At 33.1% G+C, this 25,395-nt stretch carries 27 protein-coding genes; 16 read left to right on the top strand and 11 right to left on the bottom strand.

Annotated features, from left to right (window positions below):
* Window positions 1–2: 2 nt before the first annotated feature.
* The gene (locus NEF87_RS01665) at window positions 3–1,193 is read right to left on the bottom strand and encodes an NAD(P)/FAD-dependent oxidoreductase (RefSeq protein WP_457918354.1); all 1,191 of its coding nucleotides are present in this window, start codon (window positions 1,191–1,193) and stop codon (window positions 3–5) included.
* A gap of 55 nt (window positions 1,194–1,248) precedes the next feature.
* Window positions 1,249–1,647: a hypothetical protein gene (locus tag NEF87_RS01660; RefSeq protein ID WP_457918353.1), complete on the bottom strand. Its 399-nt coding sequence runs from the start codon at window positions 1,645–1,647 to the stop codon at window positions 1,249–1,251.
* A 77-nt stretch (window positions 1,648–1,724) separates the two neighbouring features.
* Between NEF87_RS01660 and NEF87_RS01655 the strand changes: the two genes are divergently transcribed.
* The 6 genes from NEF87_RS01655 to NEF87_RS01630 all read left to right on the top strand — a co-directional run bounded on the left by NEF87_RS01655 (window position 1,725) and on the right by NEF87_RS01630 (window position 7,119).
* Complete coding sequence (locus NEF87_RS01655) at window positions 1,725–2,024, top strand: glutaredoxin family protein (protein ID WP_371804645.1); 300 nt, start codon at window positions 1,725–1,727, stop codon at window positions 2,022–2,024.
* Between the two features lie 42 nt (window positions 2,025–2,066).
* Window positions 2,067–2,411: a ferredoxin-thioredoxin reductase catalytic domain-containing protein gene (locus NEF87_RS01650; protein ID WP_371804644.1), complete on the top strand. Its 345-nt coding sequence runs from the start codon at window positions 2,067–2,069 to the stop codon at window positions 2,409–2,411.
* Window positions 2,412–2,457: 46 nt separating this feature from the next.
* The gene (locus NEF87_RS01645; protein WP_457918352.1) at window positions 2,458–3,687 is read left to right on the top strand and encodes an FprA family A-type flavoprotein; all 1,230 of its coding nucleotides are present in this window, start codon (window positions 2,458–2,460) and stop codon (window positions 3,685–3,687) included.
* Window positions 3,688–3,888: 201 nt separating this feature from the next.
* Entirely contained in the window at window positions 3,889–4,530 is a 642-nt protein-coding gene (locus NEF87_RS01640) for a hypothetical protein (RefSeq protein WP_457918351.1), read from the top strand.
* A 166-nt stretch (window positions 4,531–4,696) separates the two neighbouring features.
* On the top strand, window positions 4,697–6,049 hold the full coding sequence (locus NEF87_RS01635; RefSeq protein ID WP_457918350.1) for an acyl-CoA dehydrogenase family protein: 1,353 nt from the start codon (window positions 4,697–4,699) through the stop codon (window positions 6,047–6,049).
* A 35-nt stretch (window positions 6,050–6,084) separates the two neighbouring features.
* On the top strand, window positions 6,085–7,119 hold the full coding sequence (locus NEF87_RS01630) for a zinc-binding dehydrogenase (protein ID WP_371804640.1): 1,035 nt from the start codon (window positions 6,085–6,087) through the stop codon (window positions 7,117–7,119).
* 20 nt (window positions 7,120–7,139) lie between these two features.
* Here the strand turns inward: NEF87_RS01630 and NEF87_RS01625 are convergent, their stop codons facing one another.
* Window positions 7,140–7,652 (bottom strand): DinB family protein, encoded by a 513-nt coding sequence (locus NEF87_RS01625; RefSeq protein ID WP_457918349.1) that lies wholly within the window; start codon window positions 7,650–7,652, stop codon window positions 7,140–7,142.
* Between the two features lie 78 nt (window positions 7,653–7,730).
* Window positions 7,731–9,452: an AMP-binding protein gene (locus NEF87_RS01620; protein ID WP_457918348.1), complete on the bottom strand. Its 1,722-nt coding sequence runs from the start codon at window positions 9,450–9,452 to the stop codon at window positions 7,731–7,733.
* An 87-nt stretch (window positions 9,453–9,539) separates the two neighbouring features.
* On the opposite strand from NEF87_RS01620, the gene NEF87_RS01615 reads away from it, so the two are divergent.
* Complete coding sequence (locus NEF87_RS01615; protein ID WP_371804636.1) at window positions 9,540–9,881, top strand: phenylpyruvate tautomerase MIF-related protein; 342 nt, start codon at window positions 9,540–9,542, stop codon at window positions 9,879–9,881.
* Window positions 9,882–9,922: 41 nt separating this feature from the next.
* Here NEF87_RS01615 and NEF87_RS01610 read toward each other — a convergent pair whose 3' ends face one another.
* Together NEF87_RS01610 and NEF87_RS01605 are read right to left on the bottom strand one after the other, a co-directional pair.
* A complete protein-coding gene (locus tag NEF87_RS01610) occupies window positions 9,923–11,095 on the bottom strand; it encodes a hypothetical protein (protein ID WP_457918347.1) in 1,173 nt (390 codons plus the stop codon).
* Between the two features lie 34 nt (window positions 11,096–11,129).
* Entirely contained in the window at window positions 11,130–11,690 is a 561-nt protein-coding gene (locus tag NEF87_RS01605; RefSeq protein ID WP_457918346.1) for a nitroreductase family protein, read from the bottom strand.
* Between the two features lie 179 nt (window positions 11,691–11,869).
* On the opposite strand from NEF87_RS01605, the gene NEF87_RS01600 reads away from it, so the two are divergent.
* Window positions 11,870–13,981, top strand: coding sequence for a thioredoxin domain-containing protein (locus NEF87_RS01600; protein ID WP_457918345.1), 2,112 nt, complete (start codon window positions 11,870–11,872; stop codon window positions 13,979–13,981).
* Here the strand turns inward: NEF87_RS01600 and NEF87_RS01595 are convergent.
* Both NEF87_RS01595 and NEF87_RS01590 read right to left on the bottom strand, forming a co-directional pair.
* The gene (locus tag NEF87_RS01595) at window positions 13,978–14,832 is read right to left on the bottom strand and encodes an EamA family transporter (protein WP_371804632.1); all 855 of its coding nucleotides are present in this window, start codon (window positions 14,830–14,832) and stop codon (window positions 13,978–13,980) included. The genes NEF87_RS01600 and NEF87_RS01595 overlap by 4 nt on opposite strands.
* Window positions 14,833–14,883: 51 nt before the next feature.
* A complete protein-coding gene (locus tag NEF87_RS01590; protein WP_371804631.1) occupies window positions 14,884–15,036 on the bottom strand; it encodes a rubredoxin in 153 nt (50 codons plus the stop codon).
* 377 nt (window positions 15,037–15,413) lie between these two features.
* Between NEF87_RS01590 and NEF87_RS01585 the strand changes: the two genes are divergently transcribed.
* From NEF87_RS01585 to NEF87_RS01575, 3 genes are all read left to right on the top strand, one after another.
* Window positions 15,414–16,640 (top strand): right-handed parallel beta-helix repeat-containing protein, encoded by a 1,227-nt coding sequence (locus NEF87_RS01585; protein ID WP_457918344.1) that lies wholly within the window; start codon window positions 15,414–15,416, stop codon window positions 16,638–16,640.
* A gap of 303 nt (window positions 16,641–16,943) precedes the next feature.
* Window positions 16,944–18,026, top strand: a complete 1,083-nt coding sequence (locus NEF87_RS01580) for an MBL fold metallo-hydrolase (RefSeq protein WP_457918343.1) — start codon at window positions 16,944–16,946, stop codon at window positions 18,024–18,026.
* Window positions 18,027–18,077: 51 nt separating this feature from the next.
* A complete protein-coding gene (locus NEF87_RS01575; protein WP_457918342.1) occupies window positions 18,078–18,716 on the top strand; it encodes a DUF599 domain-containing protein in 639 nt (212 codons plus the stop codon).
* Between the two features lie 115 nt (window positions 18,717–18,831).
* On the opposite strand, the gene NEF87_RS01570 is transcribed toward NEF87_RS01575, so the two are convergent.
* A complete protein-coding gene (locus tag NEF87_RS01570) occupies window positions 18,832–18,978 on the bottom strand; it encodes a hypothetical protein (RefSeq protein ID WP_371804627.1) in 147 nt (48 codons plus the stop codon).
* Between the two features lie 588 nt (window positions 18,979–19,566).
* On the opposite strand from NEF87_RS01570, the gene NEF87_RS01565 reads away from it, so the two are divergent.
* From NEF87_RS01565 to NEF87_RS01545, 5 genes are all read left to right on the top strand, one after another.
* A complete protein-coding gene (locus NEF87_RS01565; protein WP_371804626.1) occupies window positions 19,567–19,686 on the top strand; it encodes a rubredoxin-like domain-containing protein in 120 nt (39 codons plus the stop codon).
* 133 nt (window positions 19,687–19,819) lie between these two features.
* Complete coding sequence (locus NEF87_RS01560) at window positions 19,820–21,535, top strand: 2-oxoacid:acceptor oxidoreductase subunit alpha (RefSeq protein ID WP_457918341.1); 1,716 nt, start codon at window positions 19,820–19,822, stop codon at window positions 21,533–21,535.
* A gap of 28 nt (window positions 21,536–21,563) precedes the next feature.
* Complete coding sequence (locus NEF87_RS01555) at window positions 21,564–22,403, top strand: thiamine pyrophosphate-dependent enzyme (protein ID WP_457920112.1); 840 nt, start codon at window positions 21,564–21,566, stop codon at window positions 22,401–22,403.
* Window positions 22,404–22,714: 311 nt separating this feature from the next.
* Window positions 22,715–23,377, top strand: coding sequence for a hypothetical protein (locus tag NEF87_RS01550; protein ID WP_371804624.1), 663 nt, complete (start codon window positions 22,715–22,717; stop codon window positions 23,375–23,377).
* Between the two features lie 52 nt (window positions 23,378–23,429).
* Complete coding sequence (locus NEF87_RS01545) at window positions 23,430–24,386, top strand: leucine-rich repeat domain-containing protein (RefSeq protein WP_457918340.1); 957 nt, start codon at window positions 23,430–23,432, stop codon at window positions 24,384–24,386.
* An 11-nt stretch (window positions 24,387–24,397) separates the two neighbouring features.
* Here NEF87_RS01545 and NEF87_RS01540 read toward each other — a convergent pair whose 3' ends face one another.
* Together NEF87_RS01540 and NEF87_RS01535 are read right to left on the bottom strand one after the other, a co-directional pair.
* Entirely contained in the window at window positions 24,398–24,901 is a 504-nt protein-coding gene (locus tag NEF87_RS01540; RefSeq protein ID WP_457918339.1) for a rubrerythrin family protein, read from the bottom strand.
* A 40-nt stretch (window positions 24,902–24,941) separates the two neighbouring features.
* Entirely contained in the window at window positions 24,942–25,220 is a 279-nt protein-coding gene (locus NEF87_RS01535; protein WP_457918338.1) for a desulfoferrodoxin family protein, read from the bottom strand.
* Window positions 25,221–25,395: the final 175 nt, after the last annotated feature.

Below are 25,395 nucleotides of genomic sequence, written 5' to 3'. Positions count from 1 at the left end.
GGTTATTCATTAATTTTTCTTTTTAACTCTTCTTTATCAACTTCTTTTCCAAGATTGTTTAAGAAGAAAGAGTCTTTGCCCGGTCCCATTAAAATGGCGCCTTTAATTTTATTATTTTCCAAGGTCACTTTTCGACAAATAAAAGAATCTTCATCAATGTTTTCCAGTAATTGTTCTTCTCCCAATTGATCTGTTGGAGGTTCCCCAAAACAGCTTAGTTTGAGTCCCGCAATTTTCAAGCGCGTATTCCAAAATGTTCCCAAGTAAGGTTCAGGATTTTGACCGAAAACATATTGTACTGCAATTTTACTTTGTTCAATACTGGCTGGAATTATTCCCCAGATCAATCCATTAAATTGAACACAGTCTCCCACGGCCAATATATCTGGATCTGAAGTCTGCAGATATTCATTAACCAAAATTCCTCGTTCGGTGTCTAACCCTGCATTCTTTGCGATGCTTATTTCTGGAATAATTCCCATTTGTTGTAAAATCATCTGAAATTTAATTGATTTACCAGATTTCAATCGTATTCCCTCAACTTGATCTTTTCCTAAGACTTCAGAGACAGACTGCCCACAAATGATATTGATTCCTTTTGATTCTAAGTATTTTTGCAATAATTTAGAAGTACCTTCATCAAGTTGACGTGGCAACAAATAATTACTAATTTCACAAATCGACACATTTAAATTGAGTTCTCGCAAATGATAGCCTAATTCTATTCCCAATAACCCTCCACCTATAATTAAAACATCTTTTACTCGATTTTTTTCTATAAAACGTTTAATTTCGTCTGCATCCTTGATGTTTCGAAGAGTGAACATTCCTTCGACTGACGGATTATCGAAGGGTAAGAATCGTGCATTACTTCCCGTTGCAATGAATAACTTATCATATTTCTCCAATTCCTGTTGGTTTTTTAGTTTTATCTGCTTTTTTTGAGGAAAGATCGTTTCAACCTCAATTCCTAAGTGTAAATTGATATTTTTCTCTTCAAACCACTTTTCATTCCTCACAATAAGATTGTCCAAGGACTTTTCATTTGCAATATATTGGGGGAGAAAGATTCTTGAGTAATAAGGATATAATTCTTTAGAATAAATATCGATAAGTGCATTTGGATCTTGCTTTCGAGCAAGATCTGCTACTGTTTGTCCAGCAATTCCATTTCCAATGATGATTATTTTCATTTTTAGCTAATCCTATCTTTAAACTTGTTATTATTCCGTAAAAAAAATAATTTCTCTAAATCTCGAGTATTTTTTTGATAAATTCCCCTCGGACTCCATCTATTCCAAATAGTTGCTTCATGTAGTATTTGCCCGATTCATCTAGATACAGAACTGGGGTTAATACTATACAACCATTTTCATCGCAAAACGAACTTAGAAACTTTGGATCTTTCAATAGGCGTTTTTTTACTTCATTGTCTTGAATCGACCATTCTTCATACTTGATTTTGTTATTTTTGAACCAATTTTTTAGATTTTCGCACCGCGAACAATCTTCCTTAGATATGATATGGAATTTTTTCATAAACTCACGACAGTTCTTTGTTATTTTATCATTTGTCAAGGACTTTAAAATATCTTGGTCTAAATATTCCATGTTTTCTTGAGGGTTTAACTTATAACAAATAATCAAGAAATATTTTTCTCCATTGTAATTACATGTCAATTTTTAAATGGTGTGAAAATAGATTTTAACTGAGGACACTATTAATGGATTTGAATGAAGGTATCGAACTAACTGTCGAAGAAGGAAAAAAGAAAGAAAAAGATATTTGCTTATACGCTCTTTCAACATGTGGGCATTGCAAACGGGCATTACAATTCTTAAGGAATAATGAAATTGCATTTAAGTGGGTCTACATTGATAGTTTACCGCTCGAACGGAAAAATAAATTGAAAGGAGACCTGAAAGAAAAATTTCAAAGAAGAGTGGCTTTTCCTTTCCTTGTTGTAAATCAGGAAAAATCAATTGTTGGATTTATGCAAAACGATTACAATTCTTTACTCTAAATTTTTTTAATATTAGGGTCTAATATCTAATTAGGGATTGAAATGGCTAAAGCAAAAAAAATATGGACCAAAGCGGATGCTCAAAAATTTGCTGAAATGGTAGCAAAAAAGCAAGGATGGAAGTTAAATCGGGATACGGAATTTTTGGGCATGCTCTACGAAGGACTGGCAACTAATCGAAATCGGTATGGGTATTATTGTTGTCCATGTCGCGATTCCGATGAGGATAAAAATTTGGATAAAGATATTATATGTCCTTGTGACTATTGTCGGCCAGATATGGATGAATTTGGGCATTGTTTTTGTGGTTTATATCTAACAAAGGAGTTTTACGAATCGGGGAAGGAACCCCAAGGTGTTCCTGAAAGAAGACCTTTTGAACTTTAAATTTAAAACTAATTTATGATATTTTTTTAGAATTTTTGGTGATTATATGAAAGCAACTAAAATAACAGATGGTGTTCATTGGATTGGGGCCAATATTTCAACAAATGATTTATTTGAAGGAATATGGCCAATTCCACATGGAGTAACAATTAACTCTTATGTTGTTAAAGGGGAAAAAATTGCAATAATTGATCTTGTTCGTGATTGGGCAGGAGCTTCGAATTATTTAATTGAAGAATTAAAATCTTTAGGAATTAGCTTGAAAGATGTTGATTATTTTATTTTAAATCATCTTGAACCAGATCATACCGGTGATCTTCGAGCATTGTATGAGTTAGCAGGCGGGGCCGAAATAATCACCTCTAAGAAGGGAGTCCCATTAGTGGATGCATTTTATGGATTAAAAGATAAGGTGCGAGGTGTTTCTTCTGGAGACACATTGGATTTGGGTGGAGGTAAAGTGTTAACATTTTATGATGCTCCAAATGTCCATTGGCCCGAAACGATGGTAACCTTTGATTCAAGCACTGGAACATTATTTTCATGTGATGCTTTTGGATCTTTTGGTGCCTTAAAGGGTTGTTTATTTGATGATCAAACCAGCGAAGAAGATCATAAATTTTATGAACGTGAATCATTACGATACTATTCAAACATCGTAGGACCTTTTTCTAATTTTGTTCTCAAAGCAATTGACGCAGTTTCCAGTTTAGATATCAAAATTATTGCTCCATCACATGGATTGGTCTGGCGAGGTAACCCAAAACGAATAATTGATCGATATATTGCCTATGCCAATTATATGAAGGATTATGCAGAACCAAAAATTACTCTGATATGGGGAAGTATGTATGGTAATACAGAGCTTATGCTACGATCGGTAATACAGGGGGTTGCATCTGAAGGAGTTTCAACCGAAGTTTTTCGTGTTCCTCAGGATAATATTTCCTTTATTTTAGCTTCTGCTTGGGAATCTGCAGGAATTATTTTTGGAATGCCTACCTATGAATATAAAATGTATCCTCCGATGCGCGATGTCTTGAATCATTTGGCTCAAAAACACACTTGGAAGAAGAAAGTCTTCCGATTTGGTTCCTTTGGCTGGTCTGGTGGGGCCCAAAAAGATTTTGATTCTATGATTGAAAAGATGAAGTGGGATGTTTTGGATCCTTTAGAATTTCAGGGTGCTCCAAGTTATGAAGACCTTGACAAAGGTTTTGAGATGGGGAAGAAGTTAGCTCAAGAAATCAAAGTTATACCTCGAAAATTGAAATAATTTTGAGAATGTAATCTCTTTTTTTTTTATTTGAAACAATAAAAATGTATCATTTTCAATCTTTGAGTTCAATTTTCACTTGTTTTACTATTTAAGATAGAAAAACCAATATGGTCTCTTATTTTGATTGAGCAATTTACATTTTTTTGAAATCGGATAATTACAATTGATAGTTAATTTCATTTGTGAATAGCTAGTTCTATGGTGATAAAAAGAGGTCTAACCCAGTTTATTATACTAAAAATGCTGGTATATGATTATATAAAGAAGGAATTGTGCTTGGATAACTTAAAAAAATTAAACTTGAAATATTTCTCAATTATGAACGCAGCAGGGATAAATATGTTGACCATCATTAATGATAAAGTGTCAAATCCTGTATTATTGAGTGGTTTTCTTTCTGCAATCTTTTCATTTGGTGCTGAGTCTCTCAATGAGAAAATGGCTCGATTTACGCTTGAAGGTGATGACGATCGCTTAGAATCCTACGTTGAAGACGATAATCAAAGTTATTCCGACCGTTTAGTAGTTGTAGGGTTATTAAAAAATTCGGTAGAAAAGAATAAATTTCAAAAATTTGCTAAACAAATCCTATCAGAATTTCGAGATCAATTTAATACTGAAATAATCAATTGGGATGGAAATCTAAATTCATTTAATTTGTTTAGTCTATATGTTTCTAAACAAATACGTGAGAAATTTGAATCTAATATCAGAGAAGAAAATGATTTTGTTGAGATTACTGCCTTAGATGAAAAACTTGATGACATGTTTTCACGTGCTGTGGAAGGAGATCTAAGTGCCTTGAGTAATTTGGACACTTTCATGGATTCCTATTACTAATTTTTTTGTTATAAGTATTCTTTACCCTACTCTAATATTTTCATATTCATACAAGAAAAAAAACTAGTTTAGCTAAGTACAACGCTTTTATGCTAGTATATCAAAACATAATCCAATAATCTCAAAAGAATAAATTTGGTTTTTTTGAGCTTTGGTGAGAGAAAATATGGTCAATTTTGATTTATCAGAAACACAATTAGCCTATCAGAAAAAAGCCCGTGAATTTGCTCAAAAGGAAATTCTTCCTGTAGCGTGGTATTTTGATGAGAAAGATCAAATGCCTCTTTATATTTTGAAGAGAGCGTATGAAGAAGGTTTAACAAATGTTGGAATTCCAAAGAAATATGGCGGCCAAGGCTTGGGGATGTTGGATACTTCTCTGATGGTTGAAGAATTCGCATCATGCGGTCCAGGATTAGCAACATCCATATTTGACAATGGTTTAGGAGAAGAACCCTTAATATTAAGTGATAATGAAGTAGCTAAGGAAAAATATCTTCCAGAATTAATCAATAATTTCAAGTTAATTAGTTTTGCCACCTCGGAAACAGGTATGGGGTCAGATGTTGCTGGAATGCGCTGTAAAGCCACACCTGATGGACAAGATTACATTCTAAACGGAACAAAGTATTGGGTAACTAATGGAGGATATGCAGATTATGCCTCAATATTTGCAACCACCAATCCTAAGGAACGACATAAGGGAATATTAGGTATGGTGGTGGATATGAAATGGGACGGAGTATCAGTCGAAAAACACATTCCTAAAATGGGACAAAGGTGTTCAAATACCGTTGCAGTAAAATTCGATAATGTTCGAGTTCCTTCTGAGAACATTTTAGCTCGAGAAGGTGGACCAGGTTTTGAATTGGGAATGAAGACATTTTCCCATACACGTCCAATGATCGGGGCTTTTGCAGTAGGGGCCGCTCGTTCTGCTATGGAATTCGGAATGCAATATGCTATGAAACGTAAAGCATTTGGGAAACCAATTGGAATGTTTGAAGGGATCCAGTTCAAGATTGCAGAAATGTTTCAAAAAGTGGAAACTTCACGTTTAATGGTTTGGCGATCTGCATGGGAAGCCGATGAAGGACGAGACTGTACATTATGGGCTTCAATGGCGAAATTTTACACGACGGAAGCTGCATTTGAAGTAGCGAATGATGCTTTGCAGATTTTAGGCGGATATGGTTATACAAAATATTTTCCTGTTGAAAAATTATTACGGGATATAAGACTATTACAAATTTATGAAGGAACGAATCAAATTCAGCGTTTGGTTGTAATTAAAAGTTTAATGAAGGGAGGTTTTACACCAATCATGCCGAGTTTGGACGATTTACCACGCCTTCGAGCCGAAGATATTGAAGATGCTGCTCGTCAAGGAATGCGAGAACAAATTGTATGGCGTTGCAAAGTATGTGGGCATATTCATAATGGCACAGAACCCCCAGAAGAATGTCCTGTTTGCCGTATGAAAAAAGGTACCTTTAAAAAAGTGTGGCCCCAACAGTAATATTTCTATTTTTTTTTTAATTGTGGTGAAACTACATGAAAGCAGCAATCATAAACGAACATGGCTCTCTTAACAACATCCAAGTCGATGAAGTCCCTACTCCTAAAATATCATCTTCTGAAGTATTAATTGAAACCAAATATGGAGGTTTAAATCACCTTGATTTATTTGTGATTCCAGGATGGCCTGGATTACGCTTACCTATGCCTCATATTTTAGGAAGTGATGGAAGTGGAATTATTAAAGAAGTGGGGGATGATGTCACCCGTTTTCAAGCCGGAGATCGTGTGCTTGTGAATCCTGGGGTTGGATGTGGATTGTGTGATCTTTGTCTTTCTGGAAAACAAAATTTATGCCGTAAATTTTCAATTTTGGGGGAAAATACTTCTGGTACTTTTGCAGAGTATTTCAAAATCCCAAGTCAGAATGTTTTAAAAATCCCTGATGATTATCCCTTAGATTTAGCTGCTGCAGCCCCTTTAAATTTTTTAACTGCTTGGCGAATGTTAGTAACCCAAGGTAATATTCAGCAAGGAGAATATGTGTTGATTCAAGGTGCTAGTGGCGGTGTTGCGACTGCCGCAATTCAAATTGCCAAATATTTTCAAACCAAGGTGATAGTCACTACCAGTACCCAAGCAAAGATAGAGAAAGCAAAAGAGCTAGGGGCAGATATCGTTATAAATTATCATGAAACCCCTAATTATAGTAAATATATATTTAAAGATATAACCCGGAAGCATGGAGTAGATTTAGTAATTGATAGTGTAGGACAAGCGACCTTCAATACAAGTTTAAAATTGCTTAAAACGGGAGGTCGTTTAGTTACTTGTGGTTCCACTACTGGTCCGAAGGTGGATTTAGATCTTCGGCCAATATTCTGGAAACAATTACAAATTTATGGGTCAACGATGAGTAATCATCATGAATTTTCAAGTGTGATGAAATTGGTGTTAAATGGAACTTTTACTCCTATTATTGATACAATATTTCCAATCGACGAGATTCAAGCCGCTGAAAAATATTTAAGTGAAGGAAAACATTTCGGAAAAGTGTTGGTTCAATTCTAACTATTTTTTGCTTAACTAAATTAATCTGAAAAACTTTGAATAAAAGACATATAATCAGTATCACAGCCATTTTCACCAATCATGCGCATTGCAACCATTAATTGTGCTCGATGGTGGGTAGAGTGATTTAGAAAGGTAAATAGAAAATCATCATTGAGTTTTATTGATTTTTCATTCCATTCAACTTCAGTATTCAAATGTTGCGGAATTAATTCTACGTATTTGGTATCAAGTTGCTCCCATTCTTTAAGTAGTTGTGTTTTATTTAAAGTGTGCATTCTTTTAATGATTCGTTCGGGTTCAAATTCCTTTTTCTGCATAATGTTTGAAGTAAAGTAAAACCCCATCATGCAATGTTCAATCAGAGAACGGATGCTTGGATTTTTAAAATTCGTGTCATTTACAAATAAACTACCTAGATTTTGGTCAAATTTCTCTTCGGGGAGGACTTCTAACATGTTCCGAATTTGATCATTAGCCCACTTGTTATATTTTGGCATTTTTAAGATTAAGGAATATGTTTCGGTTGACATGAACATTAAAATTAATTCATCATTAAAAAAAGTTCATCATCAATCAATAAAATTAATCAAGAAAAAAAGTATTTGACTTTATGAATCATAAGGATAGGCATTTGTGTCCTTCAATTTTTGAATCTCTTCATCTTCTAATTTTTTAAAAGCGATTTTTCCAACTAATGTCGTTGGTAAATCCTTCCGAAATTCAATTTCCCGAGGACATTCATATTTTAGTAAATTTTCTTGACAATATTTCCGAATTGAATTTTTGTCCTCATCTGTTCCCTCACGATTCTCTTTTAATACAATAAAAGCTTTAACTCTTGATATTTGCTTTTTATCTGGTAAGCCTATCACACAAGCAGAATCAACTTGAGGATGTTTTCGGAGAATTTCTTCCACATTTTTGGGATAAACATTGATTCCACTTACTTTTAACATTCTTTTAAGACGCAATTTAAAATAGAAAAATCCATCTTCATCTTGAGTCGCAATGTCACCAGTATGTAACCAGATTTTTCCATCTGCATGTTTTTTAAGCACTTTTGCGGTTTCCTCAGGATGGTCTAAATAACCCAACATAACTGCGGGACCATTCAATACGACTTCCCCTTCTTCTCCTAAAGTTTGTTCTTCAATGGTATCTAACTTACATATTTTGGCATCCATGTTGGGAAATGGGACACCAATACTGTTTTCACGATATTCTTGAATCGGAGATGCCATTATTGCGGTGACCGCTTCAGTTAATCCATATCCTTCTAATAACACAACATTTCCTCCCGCTTGTTTAGCAACTCGTTCAAAATTTTCTTTCACTTGACGCGGAAGTGTATCTGCTCCAGAAAAACACACTTTCAAACAAGATAGATCTGTATTCTGAAACTTTTTACTATTGGCTAACGCTTCAAATAATGTTGGAACGCCGATTAAATATTGTGGTCTTTTTTTCTTGACCAAAGAAGCGACTGTTTCCGGCGTAAAGGTTGGAATAAGTATACTTTGCCCCCCTTCCATAAATGCCGCATTTACACATACACCTAATCCAAAACCATGAAAAATTGGTAGGATTGCTAAGATTTTATCACCAGTACTAATATTCCCCCATTTCGCACACATCATTCCTTCCGCAATCATGTTTTTATTACTAAGCATGATCCCCTTAGGAACCCCAGTTGTTCCTCCAGAATACAAGATGATCGCTAAATCATCGGATTTCATATCTGATTTGGAAACCATTGGTGAATTAGATGTAAGCATATTACTATACCATACTACTCGAGGATCTTCAGGAATTTTGGGTATTTTACGACCCTTTGTTAACCAAAATCCAAATTTCATAACTGGTTTTAAATAATCCCCAATTTTACAGAGAATAAGCTTTTCTACTCCCGTTTCATGCAATATTTCCTTAAACGGTTTATAAAAAGCATCTAAAGTGATTGCAAATTTACTTTTGGACATATTAAGGAACATCTTAATTTGGGGTGAGGGACTTAAGGGGTGAATCATAGAACAAATTCCACCTAATTTATTGACTGCATATATTGGGATGATGCCATTTGGTGCGGTGGGCATACTTATTGTGATAGTATCTCCTTTTTTAAAACCTATTGCAGCTAAGGCGTTTGCAAAAAGATCAATATCTTTTAAAAATTGGGCATAGGTATAAGTTGTTCCCATAAAATCCCAAGCGATATTGTTTGGAAATTCTTTTGTTGTCAAAACAAGTTTATCATATAAAATAATATTCGGAACATCAATCGAATGTGGGACATCTCCATAAAATTTGAACCAAGGTTTATTTTCTATCATTTTAATCTCTCTAAATTTCGAAGCTGAATATAATTTAGTTGTTGATCAATAAAAAGATTAAAAATTGGATTGCACCTTGATTATTTTATGCCAGCAGTTCTCTTGGAAACCAACGCGGAAATATCTGATCCAAATTTGTTAGGTCAAGAATTATCAAAAGCAGTCGCTAAGGGTCTTTCTAAACCTGAAAAATATGTTACAGTTTCAATTCGTTCTTCTCAAACTATGATTCGCGCAGGAAATCCATCAATTTTTGCTTTTATTGAAATTCGCAGCATTGGAGGATTTTCTTTACCCGTGAATAATACCCTATCAACAACGATTTGTGAGATTCTTTCTACCTATGGTCTTCTGAAATCGAATATTGATGTTAATTTCATGGATATTTCTCCTGAAAATTGGGGAAAACATCATGGAACTTTCGGATAATTGTAATTAGTGAAGAATTGTAAAAAAAATTTTTGGGATATTTATTGCTTTTCAGTTGATTTTGTGAGATCTGTAACATTACTCTTAGTGAAAAAGCCGTCGAAATCATCATACCTGTGTATATATTCATTCACCAACATAGTGTTCGGTGATTGAGCTGAAAAAGTCTGCTTTAATCCTTCTTCGCGCGATCCTACTAAATCAATTAAGAAATCCATCTTGTTATTTTGCAATTCACTGAAAGTATCTTCAATATTTGTCGTATCGAAGGCCATGTGATGAGTTCGCGTACCATAATTATAAATAAAACCTTCTGTCGGTCCTGATTTTGTAATATTTTCAAATGCTGTGATTCCGGAGGTAAATACCATGGCAAAATCGGTTGCGGACAATCGAGCCACACTTGTTATTGAATTTAAATGTTTTACATAAACGGCAAAATCAAAGTTATAATTCGTATATTTCATAAATTCAATTATCGCAGCATCTCGATCCTTTGCTCGTACACGAGTAGCAGTATGATCCAAGCGACCAATATTTTTCAAATAATTTTGAGAGGGTTTTTCGAGATTCCAATTTAGTTCTGAGGCTTCATCCGAATAATAATCGTGGGTTGGATCCTTCCATTCGATAAAACCATATGAAATTCCCATATAAGGTGTGGGTTTACTCTGAATAAAGGAGTAATTACTTGTGTTTAATATCTCATCGGTCAAAAACGATATTCCCCGAGCTTTCTGCTTTTTGACATAGTTATCCAAATGATCAGTTGCGAATACAAAAGTCTCTAATCGAGTGTTGGGCAAATTGTGAATCTTTTTTCCATTGTTATAGATTCTAAAAGGATTTGTTTCTAACTTTCGGGATTGGATTAATAAATCTGGTGAATTTTTGCATGATAATACACTTGTGAGTACTTGATTCCATTCATAAGTGTATTTAAATTGAAAACCCGTGTATTTCAGCAATTCTTCAACCGCTGCACGATGTTTTTCCGGTTCTGTATTAATAATTATACAATTTAATCCCTTGACTAGGCCTTCTAATCCAAATTCTTTGCGTTCCTCTAAAATTTTAGGTATACTTTCATTAAGAAAAGTATCATCGTTCTGAAAATCAAAGGTTTGTCCTGTTGGTGAATTGCAATTAGGACATTTTCCAGCTAACGGAGAGTCATAAATATGATGACACTTTCCACATATATTTTTAGGCATTTTTATTCACCAAATCATATAACTTTAAAAAAATTTATGATCGGAATTTATTTGTAAAAACAAATTCCTTCAATTTCAATCGTTCTGGTCGGGTACTTTCAGCTTTACGTTTCCAATCATCAAAATAATCTGGAATTTCTGCATTTTTTTTTCCAATGATTAAGAGGGTAATTACTGTATACTCATCTGGAATTTCTAATATTTCTTTGACTTTTTCTGGAGAATATCCTGCAATTGGATGAGCGACCAAATCCAATTCTGTTGCTCGTAGTAAAATCGCGGAAACGGCCATACCTGTGTCAAACATGTAATATTCTCGATCTTTTATCACACAATCCAAATCTTTTTTTGTGAATACTGCAATTATCATAGAAGATTCTTTTGCCCATCGGTTTCCTTCATTTAATGCTTCTTCCTTTAATCGATTTAAATTAGGATCATCTTTAACAAAAACAAATCTCCAAGGTTGTTTATTGAAACAGCTGGGCATCAATTGAGCGGCTTTTCCCAATTTTTCTACTATTTCATCTGAAATTTCGACGTTAGTTAGCGACCGATACGCTCGTCTTTTTTCTAATGCAACATTTACATCCATATTTTTCACTTCTTTCTTTTACACTTCCTATTAGACAAGATTGTATATATGAAGTCTTCCATAAATCCCCAAATGGAAATTTATCCTAAACATTATAATTCATATTAGATTGCAATTTTCTCTTTTCAAATTGTAAGGTATAGGTTGTTATACATCAAATAGTGTGTGATTATTAAACAATGAATCAGTTACAATTTGAAACTTCCCCCTATTTAAAACAACACGCAGAGAATCCTGTTAATTGGGTTTCTTATTCATCTTCTGCGATAAAGCGAGCCATGTCAGAAAAAAAACTCATATTTCTTTCAATTGGATATAGTTCGTGCCATTGGTGTCATGTAATGGCCCATGAATCCTTTGAAGATCCTAAAATCGCTAAAATTTTAAATCATCACTTTATTTCAATCAAGATTGATCGTGAGGAACGACCGGATATTGATCATGTCTACCAAACTTTGGGACAAGTTATGGGTGTCCAAGGAGGATGGCCGCTAAGCGTATTTTTAACTCCGAATAATAAGCCAATGTATGTAGGAACTTATTTTCCAAAGCAAACAAATTTTGGACGTATAGGGTTTGAAGAATTACTGCATAAATTAGTTGCTATATATAAATCCCAACCTCAAGAAATCGAGGAACAAGGTATTAAAATACTCTCGTATGTTGAAAATATATTCAAAAGGTCCAATGGGAAAGAGAAAAGTGATGTAAAACTAAATGAGATTAATTATTCTCCCCAAATAGAGAAAATCCTGACCAAAATTCAGCAAAATTTTGATGAAATCCACGGAGGTTTTGGAAAATCTCCGAAATTTCCCAATTTTCCAACCTATGTATTCTTACTAAGAGAATTAAATTCTATTAAAAATAGTTTACCGAGCTTACATGCAGATTTGAAGCGCAATATACTTCATTCTTTAAGAAAAATGGCAAGTGGGGGAATTTATGATCACATCGGTGGAGGATTTCATCGATATTCTGTTGATGCAAAGTGGACAATCCCCCATTTTGAAAAAATGTTATATGATAATGCAATGGCTTTAGTGGCATATTCTGAGGCATATTTATATTTTAAAGAGCCTGAGTTCAAAGCGATTGTAAAAGAAATTATTTTTTGGATACAATCTGAAATGAAAGATCCTTCAGGTGGATTTTTCTCCGCTATGGATGCCGATTCTGAAGGAAAAGAAGGGAAATATTATGGTTGGTCCATCTCCGAATTAAAAGCGCTCTTAGATGAGCAAGAGCAAGAAGAATTCTTTGAAAAATACAATATTTCAGTACAAGGAAATTTTGATAATAATTTAAATATTCTCACCGTGAAACAATCTAACTCTAATAAAACTCGTGATGTGGAATCAAATTCCGTTGATCTCGAAGAAAACATGCAATTAACTAAAATTAAAGAAAAATTACTTCATCATCGGAGCAATCGAATTTCTCCGAGTAAGGATTCTAAAGTAATTTCTTCATGGAATGGATTACTACTCCATGGGTTATTTTCAGCTCATCGGATATTTGAAGATGAAGAATATGGATCAAAAATACTCCAAATGACCGCTAAACTTTTTGGATTTTTTGAGGAAAATATTGTGAATTATGCTACGGGCCAGATGTTTCGTATCTTTACTGAAAGCCAAGCGAAAATTCCCGGAAATTTAGATGATTATGCTTATTTCATTCAAGGAATTTTAGATCGTTATAGTATTTTTTATCAGCACTCCGATTTTGCATTACTTGAGCTTTTGATGAAATATGTTATTAATAATTTCTACGATTATGAGTCAAAGACTTTTTTTTATACAGATCATACAGTTAATGACATATCAATCCGTCCAATCAAAGAAATGGACATGCCACTACCAAGTCCAAGCGCGATTATGGCTGAAAATTTATTACGGTATCACTATTTCTTCCATAATGAAGATTTCCACTTGATCGCAAATTCAATCATAAGTCGTCAGTTTGAAATGGCCGAGAATCATCCGGATTTTTCCAGTTCTTTACTAATGGCTTTTCAATTAGCTCGTAATGGATTTGATGAGCTCACAGTTCTTATCGATAATACAAATGCTAATAGTAAAAAAGAAATTAAAAAAATGCTGAGAGAATTCTACATTCCATTTTTAGTAACTTATTTTGGTAGTGAAAATGCCTCAATTTCGCGGTTAAAAGAAAAATCTCATTTGCCTGGAGCCCCGTTCACTGCGTTTTTATGTCACAATTTCATTTGCGCAAATCCAACACAATCACTTGAGGGTATAAAGGCGTTACTCCATAATTACTATTAAATTCCTATTACAAGCAAAATTGCACCAGAAAACATGATCAATGCTCCAATAAGTCGATTTTTTATTTTTTCTTTAAAAAAGAAATAAGATAGGATGATTGACAAGATAACTGACAGCATAGATAAAGGCTCCGCTACGGAAACTTCCATTTCAGTAAAAGCAATTAACAGAAATAAATAGGAATACGCATTTGCCGCTCCACCAGCTAAAAATTCTTTCGGTTGGGACTTAAATGACTCAACAATTAGTTTCCCTTTTCGTTGAAATAGTAAAATAATTCCAATATACAATCCCGTTAAGAAATATAGGGCAAAGGAATAGATTGGAGGGGATGTTTCTTCTATCATATTCCGATCAAGTACTCGACCCACTGCCATTAGTAAAGATACCACAATCATTAACTGGCAGCCTCGGTTCTTATAAACTGATTTAAAGGATTCTAATATACTTTCATTCTTATTTAGAAATATAGTACCAAAGAAAAGTAAAAATATACCCAGAATTTTGAAGATTGTAAATGCTTCATCAAGAAAAATGACAGACAACAATAACAAAAAGAACACATTGAAATTGTAAAAAGGAGTTACTAAGGAAACTTCATAATTTGAAAGCACATAAACATATATCGAGAATGTAATAGTGTAAATTCCTGCACTTGGGGCTGCATTTAAGAAATCTTGGAATGTAAAAGGGTAAATAAATAAAAGGGGGATTTGAAAAACTGCCGCTAGACCGAATAACCAAAATGTTGAAACCAAAGAGTTTTGATCTTTTCCTGCTTTTTTAAATAAAATGCGCTCAAATCCTAGAAGAATTATGCGACCAATCATAGCAAAAATTGCTATTATCATTAAAGAGTAAAAAGGAATACAGAATAAAAAAAATTCGAATTTCCAATGAAATTAATTCTTTTCAAAATCTTCTTTACTAGCCCCACAAACGGGACATTCGAAATCTTCAGGTAAATCTTCAAATTTGGTTCCAGGGGCAAAATCTTCATACCCTTCGTCTTCGTTATATTCCCATCCGCATAATGTACATGTCCATGTTGCCATAATTTTATCACATTGGTGTTTTTAAAAGCATATTTCGTATAAAAAAATGAAATATTCTAAATTCAAATTAGCTTCTTTCTCTTTAAAGCTTAGTGTTTTTAGAGTATAACCAAAAGACTAGTTCAAATTAAATTCCATTTGAAATTTAGCAATTTATGGCGTTTATTATATTCACTAAGTAATTGATAGCCTATTTTTGATTATACTTCAAATTATCCTTGGGACTAAAAATATTATGAAAAATAAAACCAATCATTTTTTAGATTTAAACCGATTATAATTCGCTAATATCAAATATTACAGATTTAATTATAAATAATACATACTTTTTATTTTCAAAACATTTTTATTCGTATTTAATTTAATCAATATGAACAATGGTATATTCACGAATTCACAATAAGCTAACCCTAAGTCTGGTAATTATACTTTTCATTGGAGTAATGTTTGTCAATATTGATGAATCCTCAGATAAAATTGAGAATCCATTTTTAACGAATAATAAAAAAGACTCAATCTTGGTTCCTATGGGTGCAACTTCAACGAATAATCCTTTAAATTTAACTGGCTATCATAATAAGATATATATAGATCCTTTAAAGGAAAATAAGAATTTTGGAGATTGCGATGATTTATCAGGACGAGGAACTCTCAACAATCCCTATATTTTAGAAAATCTTGTGATAGATTCCAATGGAGAAGGTTCTGGAATCTATATTGAGAATGTTCAAAAATATCTCATTATTCGGAATTGTACTATCTTCAATTCCGGTCATTTCTATCAAGATGCAGGAATCACTATAATTCGTTCGAATTATGTAAAAATAATCCAATGTAACACAGTCTATAATCATAAGGGTATTTTTTCTGCTCATACAAAATATAATCAAATAATTAATTGTAATATTACTAATAATCGAAATTTTGGGTGGGATTCTTACAATAATCAATTCTTAGAGTTGATCGGTAACAATGTATCTTTTAATGCAGAAATTGGGCTATATTATTATCGATCTTATGATGGATTAGTGAAATATAATTATATTGCCAATAATCAAGCGAATGGGATGAATCTTTATGAAATGACAAACACCGTCGTACATCACAACATGATTATAAACAATGGGAAAATTGGCCTTCGAATTGGTGATATGATGAACAATACGGCCCATCATAACAATATTTCAAGAAATGCTAAAGGTATTGAATTATGGGGGACCACAAGCGAAAATCATATTTATGCAAATAATATTTTCGATAATGAACTTGGTCAAGCCTTCGATAGATCTCGTGGTTCAAATTATTGGGATAATGGTACGCATGGAAATTATTGGGGTGATTACTTAGTTTATAATCCATATTCTGATATTAATGGAAGTTTTTGGCAATCTCCATATAAGGTTAATCACTCTAAAAATGCTGATATTTGGCCATCAATCCTTCCCTTTGAAATTAGTTTCGATTTTAATTATATTGCACCTCAACAAAAATCTATTACTGGAGCTCCGAGTATTTTGTTAATTTTTACTACATTAGGAATTTCAGCGATAGTTATTACTAATCAAAAAAAAAAAACAATTACGGAATCGATAAGTTCAAACTAAATTCCATCTGAAATTTAGCACATATCGGCGTTTTTTATATTCATTAAACAGTTTAAAATCATTTTCTATAATTCTAAGTTTCTTAATATTGTCTGCTAACTAAGCGATTGCAATTCTTATTCCTTTACTGGCGATCCCTCCTCCAATAATTATCACCTCATACAATTCTGAATTTCCCATAATGCATTTGGAATTGACCTTGTAATTTCAATTTTGACTATTTTTATAAAATCGAATTAACAATGGTTTTTTTACAGAAATCAATATAAAGATCAAATTTAAAAATGAGTAACAGATAAAATCATGAACATAATATTTGATCAATTAAATCCACATGCTTGTAAAACGTATTTATTTAGGATGGAAGGGGCAAAAGAAGCCATAATTGTAGATCCTTTATTAGACCATTTAAAATCTTATGATGAGCTCCTTAAAAAGGATAATCTTCACTTAACTCATATTTTAGAAACGCATACTCATGCAGATCATATCTCTGGAGCAGCAGCTTTGAAGGATATTACCGATGCAGAATTGATTATGCACTCCTCTGCTCCTGCGAAGTGTCCGTCCACTAGAGTTAAACATGGGGATGTTTTACATATAAATGGTATTCCAATTGAGATCATTGAAACACCTGGACATACTCAAGATTCGGTTTCTTATCTAATTCCTGGAAAAATTCTCACTGGGGATGCTTTATTTTTAGATGATGGAGGTGCTGGACGCGATGATCTTCCGGGTGGAGATCCTGGAGCACATTGGGAGAGTTTACAAAAATTTCTCCATTTACCTGAAGATATTATTGTATATCCCGCCCATGATTATCGAAATCGAGAACCCTCAAGTCTAAAAAGACAAAAGATAACCAATCCTCACTTAAAACCGAGAACCAAATCCCAGTTCATTAATTATTTGACCGATTTGAAACTTGGTCCCGCTGATTGGATGAAGGATGTTCTAAAAGCAAATTATAATTGTGCTCGAGATCCGCAAGCTGCTTGGATTCCAGTTGATTCTCCTGCATGTGAAATTAAAGGCACAATGGGTAAAGGGGTGAATGACCAACTTTTTTCAACTATTGATCCTTTAACTTTAAAAAAACGGATGGATAGCAATGAAAAATTAGTCCTACTTGATGTTCGAGAGCCTATCGAATTAAAAACTGAATTAAAACATATTGATGGGGTTGAAAATATTCCAATTGTGAAGCTAATTTCAAATGTCGATGCTCTTGATAAATATAAGCAAGATGATATTGTGATTATTTGTCGATCTGGTGGAAGAGCTTCAACAGCTGCTCAAATATTGAAACAAGTTGGGTTTAAAAATCCAATTGTGCTTGAAGGAGGGATGATTGCATGGAGAAGCATATTTGGATACAATTAACTCAAAAAGAATTGAGAAATCTGATAACTGAAATGTACATTAGGGATTGAAATGATACATGAACTTGCCATAATTACATTTATTGTTTGTATCGCAACTTATTTTGTTTTTTTTTATTTAAACAAAATCAAGAGAAATCCATCGCAGAGAAATGTCATGAGATTAATTTATGCAAATTGGGTTGAAGAACGTCTAAATGACGATTCTGTATTAACCGGCGTTCAAGCATTGAGAAATTTTATGATGGGAAATTCTTCTTTTATTTCAGCACTTTTTATTCTTTTAGGTTTACTTGTTGGCTTCTATTCTGGGGGTTTTCTGGATGAAACAGTTATATTTAATAGTTTAACCACAGGATTAGTTCAAATTAGCAGCATTATTGTTGTAATTTCTTATTGTTTAGTAAATTTCATTTTATCATTGAGATTCATAACTCGATTATCATTGTTAATAACTGGAAATCCCCGCAAATACTCGATAAAAAAAATTGAGGGAATTAATATAGCTAAAAGAACATTTATTTCTGCCCAAAATCATTGGATGCTAGGCGTGAGAGGATTATTTTTTATGATTGCCACCCTATTATGGCTAGTTAATCCGATTCTGTTTATCATTTCATCGGTACTAATAACAGTGTACCTAATTGGGTTTCATGATTTCTGGTCATTATTAAAACAAAATCCTGAATGATCTAGATTGAAAAATGAATTTATTTGACTATCGGCTAGATTTAACTTTGGACAGTACTTTAAAAATTACTATATAAAATAATGATAAACTTGGTTTAATTTTGAGAAAAAAAGGATTATCCTCTATAAGCATGAGCGTTTTTTTTAGAGGTTAACAATGATTCGTGGTTTACTTGTCTTCTAATTGCATTTTCACTTTGTTGATCAAGCAGAGATTGATCATAACGTTCTAATTCTTCCAAAATCCAGTTTTCTTGTATCATATAATTCAACTCTTAAATAAATATTACCTAATGCTGATAAATGTTTGTTTGATGTTGTTTTAAAGTAGTAATATTTTCTTATATTAATTAAGTCAAGTTAAATATTAAAACCTTCGTATTTTCATCTCATTTCCTTATATATTAAATAATTTACAACAAACTAGTCTGCATATTTAAATGCAATATGGATTGTCTCCGATCCATACTCCCAGTTAAATGATCATATTTTCTCGACTTATGGTAAAAAAAAAACTTAAAATGATCCATTTCACTATGAATCGATTGAGGAAAATCCAAAAGTGGATTTTTCAGAAGATAATATTAGAATTTTTATAAAATTCTGGATTATAATCAAGAATTTCGTAAAACCATCAAAATCAATCTGGATGTTATTCTTGACCCTCTAATTAGTTTCTCTGTTAAAAAAAAACTAAAAAACATATACCAGATGAATTCAAAATTGATTTTAGATTCTTTAAAATACTGTTTTTAGAGTTAAATGAAAATCTTTAAAAATCAAAGAAAAAAGTTAATATTCTAAAACAAATTGCGAATCTAATAAGAATCAGAATAAGGTGATTAAAAAAAATGAAAAGTTATTGGCGATGTACCGTTTGTGGATGGAAATCACGAATAGAAACAGAAGATCCACCTGAACAATGTCCCGTTTGTGGAGCTACCGATCCAGATGATTTTGAACGTATTTAATTAAGGATATGAAGTTTAGTTTCTTCATCGATTTTTTCTTTTATTTTATAACGAGCCTTTTATAAGAATTGCATTCAAAATAAATCACAGACTATTTAGGTCATTTTACTAATAAAAGATTAAGTTGATCAAAGTGAAAGATTATTCAATCGTAATATCTGGTGCAGCGGGACAAGGTGTTAAAACAGTCGAAGAGATGCTGGTGGGGATATTAAAAATGAGCGGGTATCATATTTTTGCTACAAAAGAATATGAAAGTCGAGTTCGAGGAGGAACTAATTCAACAGAATTGAGAATTTCTTCGCATCGAGTCGCAGCCTATGTTCAACGGATCGATATTTTAATTCCATTGTCTAAAGCCGTTTTTAACCACTTAAATTCGCGGATCAGTAAAGAAACCGTGATTTTTGCGGATCCCTCAAATATTAATTCAGAATTAATTAAGAATAAAAACAATACTCATGAAATTCCTTTCAACAATATTGCATCTGAATTTGGAAGTAAAATTTACTCAAATGTGGTCGCGACGGGTGTAATCGTTGGGATTTTCAATGCAAACCCAATAATTGCAGAGAAATATTTGAAGGAACGATTTCAAAAGAAAGGAGAAAAAATAATAACTCAAAATATTCTTGCTTTCAATAAGGGTTTTGATCTTGGAACTCAAATGTTAAAGGACAAAGTTATTGAAATTAATCTTGAGAAAAATTCGGAAGTAGAAAATGAAATATTATTCAATGGTAATCAAGCTGTCGCGTTAGGTGCGATTGCAGGCGGATGTAATTTCATTTCAGCTTATCCCATGTCACCAAGCACTGGAGTCTTACAATTTTTGGCAGCTAATTCCAATGAGTTTGAAATTGTTGTAGATCAAGCTGAAGATGAAATTGCCGCAATAAATAAAACTGTTGCTGCGTGGTATGCGGGTGCACGGGCAATTGCTTCCACTTCTGGAGGTGGATTTGCTCTAATGACCGAAGGTGTATCTTTAGCGGGAATTATGGAGAGTCCATTAGTCATCCATATCGCACAACGTCCTGGACCTGCTACTGGTTTACCTACACGTACTGCTCAAGAAGATTTGAATTTGGCTTTATATGCCGGTCATGGTGAATTCCAACGAATAATTTTTGCACCTGGTTCAATTCAGCAAGCATTTTACTTAACCCAAAAAGCATTCAATTTAGCAGATAAATTCCAAGTCCCAGTATTTGTCTTAACTGACCAAGATTTTGTAGATGCTTATTATAATATACCAAGTTTGGATATTTCTCATTTACAAATTGATAAAAATATCGTTGAAACTCAGGATAATTATCAGCGATATAAGTTTACGGAGTCCGGTATTAGTCCACGGGGAGTTCCAGGGTTTGGGACGGGATTAATTCGTGCGGATTCCGATGAACATGATGAAAATGGACATATTACTGAAGATATGGAGTATATTCGGCCGAAAATGATGGAAAAAAGGCTATTCAAACGCTTTGATTTAATTCAAGCAGTTGCAGAGTTGCCAACGATTGAGGGAAATCTCGATAATTCAGTTGCTTTCCTTTGTTGGGGATCTAATTATCATGTTGTGAAAGAAGCTATAGAAAAATTGAATGATCAGAACATTTCTTTAGTACATTTCCATCAACTATATCCGTTGCCTGCAGAAACAACAAAATTATTACAGAAACCAAAAAAAATTGTAATCCTTGAAAATAATGCCACTGGTCAGTTTGCAAATATATTAAAACTCCATGCAGATATTTCAATACCAAAAGAGCAACAATTTCTACGATATACAGGTAAACCGTATTCTGTAGAAGAAATAACTCATATTATTAAAAAGGAGGCCAATTAATTTGACTTTAACTGAAAAAGATTATGATATGCCCCATGAAAAAGCATGGTGTCCCGGGTGTGGTCACTTTACACTTCAAAAAGTATTACGACAAGCTTTAGCAGATCTTGAGATTCCTAATGATAACCTTGTATTTGTATCGGGTATTGGACAAGCCGCTAAACTCCCTCAATATACGAAAGGACATATGTTTAATGGATTACATGGACGCGCTTTACCTGCAGCCATGGCTGTAAAAGCTTGCAATCCAAATTTGACTGTAATCGTTGATTCAGGCGATGGCTGTTCCTATGGGGAAGGAGGAAACCACTTTTTAGCTCAAATGGCACGAAATTCTAATATTGTGCAAATCGTGCATAATAACATGATCTATGGGCTAACAAAAGGACAAGCTTCGCCGACTAGTCCAAAAGGATTAGTTACTCCCGTTCAAGTTAATGGGGTAACTAATGAACCATTTAATCCATTAGCAGTAGCAATTGCAATGGGTGCAACATTTGTCGCTCGCGTGTTTGCAGGGAATATGGAACAAACTAAGGAAGTCATAAAGCAAGCAATCCAGCATAAAGGCTATGCTTTGATAGATTCTTTTGTACCATGTGTTTCTATGAATAAAATTAATACTTTCAAGTGGTATAAAGAAAATACTTACGAACTCGAATCATCTCATGATAAATCAAATCAACAGATGGCTTTTGCGAGAGCATTAGAAACTGGAAAATACCCCACAGGTATTTTTTATCAAAATACGAATAAACGAACCTTCGTTGAAGAAAGTTCTGCCTATAAACATAATTCTTCCCCCTTATATGAAAGAACCTTAGATTTTGGGAAGTTACAAAAGTTAATTGATTCTAAACGTTTCTAGTTTTATTTTTTTATTATTTATTTTTAATGTCCAAATTTTTCAAAGGCTCTTCTGAGCTAAATTATAGACAGGCCCCAGAACAACTATCTAATATACAGGTTAAATTACAATTCAAGAATCATATTTTGAGTCGATGGATCTGTTAGGGAAAATCATAAGTTCTATATCTTTAAAAAAAAAATTGTAGAATTTTTTAGGGAGGATACTAAAAATGCAAATGTTTAGGTTAATTTATTTGACTGAGAAACAATTTTAAAGCTTTTTGACTAAGATATTTTTACTGATTCAATTTTTTATAGGAGTAATACATTATGTCTGTAGTAAATGTCAAAAAAATTAAAACTATGATTTATATTTTAATGGTTATATTTGTTGCAACCATAAGCTTAGCCATTATTTTTTATCCAGATGATTATAAGTTCTTCACATTCTTTATCAGCGAATTGGGACCAACTATTACTATCTTAGGTAGTGATAATTCCACATCGAGATTAATTTTTGTTATAGGTTTTATTCTAATGGGGCTAATTGGACTTATAATGTCCTTTGAATATTTTGCCAAGCAAAATAGGGCTAAATTGAATGTAATGAAGGGAATTTCACTAGATGCCATGTTTTTAGGTGCAATTGGGACATGTTTTCCATATAACATTGAAAAATACTCAATGATTCATCGGATTGGTGCGATGATTTTTGTATTGGGTCTCTATATCTATTGTATTTTCTGCCAATTCCTAAGAGTACAACGAAAACAAAAAGATAGATTAGAAGGGAAAAAAATCGATTATGATCAAATATTCTTGATCTTTTTATGCATCTTGTTGCTTGGATATATGATATTAGCCATTCTGCGAGGTGTGTTATGTCCTACTCCAAATAACTGTATTTACCAAGATCTTCAACCACCTTTACAAAAAATTGTCTCCATTTTTGCTATGATTGGTATTTTAATGCTAGATAATGATGATTTTTAAGCACTTAAGTATCATTTTTTGATTTTTTTTCTCTATTGATTGGTGAATTTAAATGATAGATAAAAACTCCCAAAATCTCGAAGTTTATCAAAATATTGAACTACATAAAGAAGAGTGCGAATGTTTACTTGAAATTGAGCAGCTTATTTCGAAACCAATTCCTGCAATCTCTCGCTTTAATCGAAATATGTTTGGATTTATTGCGCGTGAAGGGCGTATATTGGCACTTGCTTTGCAAAATCAAAAATTGAAGATTCTTCCGGATTCCATTACAAAATTACGATCGCTTAATTATTTATGGATCGCCAATAATGAAATATCCAGCATTCCCTCAAATTTGCAGCACTTAGAAGCATTTTCTGAACTCCATATTCAAAATAATTATTTCAAAATAATACCAAATTGGATTCGTAAAGTTAAGAAGCTTAAGGCTTTAAATATTGGGGGAAATCCTCTTCAAGAAATTCCAGAATGGTTGTCTTCTATTAAAACATTAGAACATATTTATTTATTTGGATTGAATTTAGAGCAACTTCCAGATTGGCTTCAAACAATGACACAATTAACTCGATTGGTTTTATATAAAAATAAAATTAAAAAAATTCCTACTTGGATTGGTGATCTGAGCTTATTAAAAGAATTGACTCTCGGTGATAACTGTTTGGTAGATTTGCCTAATGAAATAGGGAAGCTTGAAAATCTAATAGAGTTATCATTATTTAGAAATAAAATAAAAAAATTGCCCGATTCTTTAAAGTCTCTAAAAAATTTACAAGATTTTAACTTATTCGGAAATGAACTTACAAAAATACCCGAATGGGTCGGTAATTTGACTGAAATACAAAATTTGATATTAGCAGATAATCCCATAAAAAAAATACCTGATTCTCTCATTCATTTAGAAAAATTGCGATATTTTTGGTTTGGAAAAGATAAAATATCTATTGAATCAGAAGAAGTCTCCAAATGGCTTCAAGAATTAAAGGAAAAAAAATGTAAAATTAAATGATCTCTCTCGGTTTATTCAATCAACTGGAAAGTGGATCCTTTAGCACCACAGACGGGACAAAGATCTGGGACTTCACCTTCAACAGTGAAACCACAGACAGGACAGATATACATCTCTTGTTCTGGGAGATCTTCCTTCTTTTCTATCGCTTCTAATGCACCAGAGTATAATTTATGATGGATTTTTTCGACTTCGTTTGCCCAATGGAAGGATTGCTCTGCTTTTTTATTTCCATCTTGCTTTGCATGTTCTAACATTTCCGGATACATATTTGAAAATTCATAGTGCTCGCCTTCTATAGCAGCTTTTACATTTGAAACAGTATCTTTTATTCCTCCAGCAGCTCGGAGATGATTATGTGCATGGACTGTTTCTGCAGCAGCAGCAGCTCGGAACACTTTTGCAACTTGTTTAAATCCTTCCTTATCTGCTTTTTTTGCAAATGCGAGATATTTTCGGTTAGCTTGGCTTTCTCCAGCAAAGGCCGCCATCAGGTCTTCTTCAGATTTAGTCATATTTTTTATCACATTTTATTAAATAGTTAATGAAAAAAGTTTATTTATTAGCCCAAAGGCCATGTTTATTACAATATTCGCGCGCAAGAACGTTTACATCATCAATTGGAAATTCAGCAACGGGGGCATCGCCTGGTTTTAGATAAGCCCGATATTGCATATTATCCTTTACAACTTCAATCATTGTTATCCAATGATCATCAACCATCGGATGTAGAGTAGATCCAACAGTTACTTTAATTCCTTTTTCTGTCTTTTCCACAACGGGGACATGTTTTTCATTTTTCCAGTCAGCGGTCTTTGGCTCTACAACATCCATATCGTTGCAGGCACAACCGTGTTCATCACAAACTGAACCTTCAAAAACTTTTTCAAAGAGTTCATCACAGTGCTTACATTTTAAATAGTCCATTTTATTTACCTCAAACTTGATGTATTAAAAAAAAACGTTGTATATCAAATTTCTAATTTATGATTAGATTTTACTTGATAAA

The organism is Candidatus Lokiarchaeum ossiferum (assembly GCA_025839675.1).
In the GTDB taxonomy this organism is placed as follows: Archaea; Asgardarchaeota; Lokiarchaeia; order Sigyniarchaeales; family Promethearchaeaceae; genus Lokiarchaeum; species Lokiarchaeum ossiferum.
This window is presented reverse-complemented; position numbering and strand designations above follow the sequence as displayed.